Origin of the sequence: Rhizobacter sp., from assembly GCF_035702065.1 — a bacterium.
Taxonomy (GTDB): Bacteria; Pseudomonadota; Gammaproteobacteria; order Burkholderiales; family Burkholderiaceae_C; genus Rhizobacter.
In genome coordinates, this window is record NZ_DASSRA010000146.1 from 1 (window position 1) to 3506 (window position 3506).

Consider the following 3506-nt stretch of genomic DNA (forward strand, 5'->3'; position numbering starts at 1 on the left):
GTGATCATGGGCGAGCCCATTCCCGGCAAGGGCGCCTTGCTCACCGAGATGGCGCTCTTCTGGTTCGCCCACCTGCAAGGCATCGTGCCCAACCACCTGACCGGCGACGACCCGACCTCGGTGGTGTCGGCCGCCGAACGCGAGCAGGTGCGTGGCCGCTCCATGCTCGTCAAGCGGCTCAAGCCGCTGCCGATCGAAGCGGTGGTGCGCGGCTACCTCGCCGGCAGCGGCTGGCAGGAGTACCAGGCCTCGCAGTCGGTGTGCGGGGTGAAGCTGCCTGCCGGCCTCAAGAACGCGAGCCGCCTGCCCGAGCCCATCTTCACGCCGGCCACCAAAGCCGAGATGGGCGACCACGACGAGAACATCCCGTTCGAGCGCATGCAGCAGATCATCGGTGCCGACCTGGCCGAGCGCGTGCGCAGCACGGCGATCAAGCTGTACAGCACGGCCGCCGAGATCGCGCTGAAGAAGGGCATCATCATTGCCGACACCAAGTTCGAGTTCGGCCTCGATGCCGACGGCACGCTCACGCTGATGGACGAGGTGCTCACGCCCGACTCCTCGCGCTTCTGGCCGGTCGAAGGCTACGAAGCGGCGTTCGGTGCCGGCCGCAACCCGCCGAGCTACGACAAGCAGTTCGTGCGTGACTGGCTGGAGCAGGCCCGCGTGAACGGCCAACCCTGGAACAAGACGGCCCCGGCCCCGGCCCTGCCGCCCGAGGTGGTGGCCAACACCGCCGCCAAGTACCGCGAAGCGCTGCAACGGCTGACCACCTGAGCCCGCCATGAAGTCGCGTCTGCTGAACCACCTCGATGTGGCGATCGCCGCTGCATCCCCCACCCAGGCCGACTGTCTGCGCGCCGAGCGGGTTGCTCTGCTGGCACGACAGGGGCAGCTGACCGAGGCGCGCAGCACGCTCGCCGCCTTGCAGGAGCGGTATGCCAGGAAGCCCGATCTGTCGGTGAGCGCATGGCTCAGCCTGGCCGAAGGGCACGTGAACTACTTCAGCAACCTCAACCGTTCGGCGCGGGACAGGATGAGCCGGGCCTATGCCTTGGGGACGGCAGCGCGTGACTCCCGGCTGCGCGCCCTGTCGATGGCCTGGCTGTCCCACATGGACTATGTCGACCACGACCTGGAGGCGCTGGCCCGTCACATCGGCGAATGTTTCGAGTTGGCCCAGCCCGAGCACCACGCGGCCCTGGCGCGAGGCTGCCTCGTGGTGGCGATGTCCTATCACTTCGGCGGGCGCCTGGAGGCCGCGCAGCCCTGGTATGCCAAGGCGCGCCAGCATGCCAATGCCGAAGGCGACGAGGCGATGCTGGGGGCCGTGATGCACAACATGGCCGGCCTCATGGCTGACGGGGCGCGCCAGGTCGTGCTGCGGGGCGAGGCCGACGAGGCCGTCACCCGTCGCGCCACGCTGGGTCTGGAATCGATCCGCAACTTCAATGCGCTGGTGGGTACCGAATCACTCGACGCCCTCGTGCCGCTGCTGCGCGCTCAGGTCGGCTCGCTGCAAGGCAGGTGTGCCGACGCGGTGGCCTTGTACGAGGCCCATTTCAGCGACGGCCTGTTGCAGGGTCTGGATGGCAAGCGTGCCTTCCTGGGTGCCGATCTCGCCTGGTGCCGCTTGCAGCTGGGCCAGACGGCGCAGGCTCTGAAAGATGCGCTGGCGGCGGAGGTGGCGGTGGCACACGACCGCGACGTGGACGACCGGGCTGCTGCCCACAGCCGCCTGGCGCAGGTGTTCGCGCAGCTGGGCCGCGCCGACCTGGCGGCTCCCCACGAAGCGCAGGCCGCCCTGGACTGGCGCACGCACGAGCGCGATCAGGCGCTGACGGTGTCTTTGGTGGACGCGGCCCTCGCCAAGGTTCGCGCTTAGAGGGCCCGGGCGCGGGCTTAGAACAGCGCCATGCTCAACTTGCGCCGGTACTGATCGACCACCGGGTCGGCCGGCGCGGTGTTCACCTTGCCGGCCACTTCCAGTGCGCCCTTGGGAACCGCTGCCTCGGCCTTGGCCGGTGCGGGCTTGTTCATCAGTTCGAGGATGGCGACGTAGGTCTTGCGCGCCAGTTCGCCGTTCCAGGCCTTGTCGCGCATCACGATCTCCAGCAGTTCGTCCATGGCCTGGGTGAAGTGCTGGGCGGCGAAATGCGTTTGGGCAAGCTCGAAGCGCGCGTCGAAGTCGCGGCGGTTGGCTGCGATGGCGGCGGCCAGTGCCTCCGCGCTGCGGGCCGATGCGGCCTTCTCGGCAGCGTCGATCCAGTGGCCCGCGGCCGACAGGCGGCTGTCGAGCATCACCTTGCTGGCCACCGGCTCGAAGGCGCGGCGTGCCTCGGCCACGCGGCCGGCCATCAGCAGCGCGCGCAGGTAGTCGTAGCGGGCGGTGTCGTTGGCGGGGTCGATGGCCACGGCTTCCTGCAGCTTCTCGAGCGCGCTCTCGGTGTCGCCTTCTGCCAGCAGCTCTCCGGCCAGCGCCACCTCTTCTTCGGCAGCGGCTTCATCGGCGCTGGGCACGTGGCGGTCGAGGAACTCGCGCAGCTTCTCTTCGGGCAGCGCACCGACGAAACCATCGACCGGCTGGCCGTCCTTGAACATCACGCAGAACGGGATGCTGCGCACACCGAACATCTGCGACAGCTGGCCCGAGATCTCGGGCTGCTCGTCGGCATTGAGCTTGGCCAGCTTGAAGCGGCCGGCATAGGCGACCTCCAGCTTCTCCAGCACCGGCGTGAGCGCCTTGCAGGGGCCGCACCAGGGCGCCCAGATGTCCAGCAGCACTGGCTGCTGCATCGACGCATGGATCAGGTCGGCCTCGAAGTTTTGAATCGTGATGTCCATCGTGTTCTGCGGGGTCTGGGGTGGGGCGTAAAGAGGGGAGGTGACGCCGCCCCGCCTACAATTCAAGGTTCTTCAGCATTTGGAGCGAGCCTTGAGCAGCGCCCCCGTGGTCGGCGTGGTGATGGGGTCCAGCAGCGACTGGGACACCCTGCGCCTCGCGACCGAGATTCTCGCCGAGTTCGGTGTCCCCTTCGAGGCCCGGGTCGTCTCGGCGCATCGCATGCCCGACGACATGTTTGCCTACGCCGAAGGTGCGGCCACGCGCGGGCTGCGCGCCATCATCGCGGGTGCTGGCGGGGCCGCCCACCTTCCCGGCATGCTGGCCGCCAAGACCACGGTGCCGGTGCTGGGCGTGCCGGTGGCCAGCCGCCATCTGCAGGGCGTCGATTCCCTGCATTCGATCGTGCAGATGCCCAAGGGCATCCCGGTGGCGACATTTGCCATCGGCAACGCCGGGGCTGCCAATGCGGCCCTCTTTGCGGTGGCCATGCTGGCCAACGAGCAGCCCGCCTTGCGCGCCAAGCTGGAGGCCTACCGCGCCAAACAGACCGAAGCGGCCCGGGCCATGAGTGCCGAACTGAAATGACGACGAGCTTCATCGCCCCCGGCGCCACCCTGGGCGTGATGGGCGGCGGCCAGCTGGGCCGCATGTTCGTGCACGC

At 68.7% G+C, this 3506-nt stretch carries 4 protein-coding genes; 3 read left to right on the top strand and 1 reads right to left on the bottom strand.

Going from position 1 to position 3506, the window contains the following annotated elements:
- On the top strand, positions 1-777 hold a 777-nt coding region (locus tag VFL64_RS06990; RefSeq protein ID WP_489539656.1), incomplete at its 5' end, for a phosphoribosylaminoimidazolesuccinocarboxamide synthase.
- 7 nt (positions 778-784) lie between these two features.
- Positions 785-1885 carry a hypothetical protein gene (locus tag VFL64_RS06995; protein ID WP_489539657.1) on the top strand — a complete coding sequence of 367 codons (1101 nt, stop codon included), beginning with the start codon at positions 785-787 and terminating at the stop codon, positions 1883-1885.
- Between the two features lie 17 nt (positions 1886-1902).
- Here the strand turns inward: VFL64_RS06995 and VFL64_RS07000 are convergent, their stop codons facing one another.
- Complete coding sequence (locus VFL64_RS07000) at positions 1903-2844, bottom strand: tetratricopeptide repeat protein (protein ID WP_489539658.1); 942 nt, start codon at positions 2842-2844, stop codon at positions 1903-1905.
- Positions 2845-2965: 121 nt separating this feature from the next.
- Here VFL64_RS07000 and purE point away from each other — a divergent pair, with 121 nt between their 5' ends.
- A complete protein-coding gene (purE, locus tag VFL64_RS07005) occupies positions 2966-3430 on the top strand; it encodes a 5-(carboxyamino)imidazole ribonucleotide mutase (RefSeq protein ID WP_489539659.1) in 465 nt (154 codons plus the stop codon).
- Positions 3431-3506: the final 76 nt, after the last annotated feature.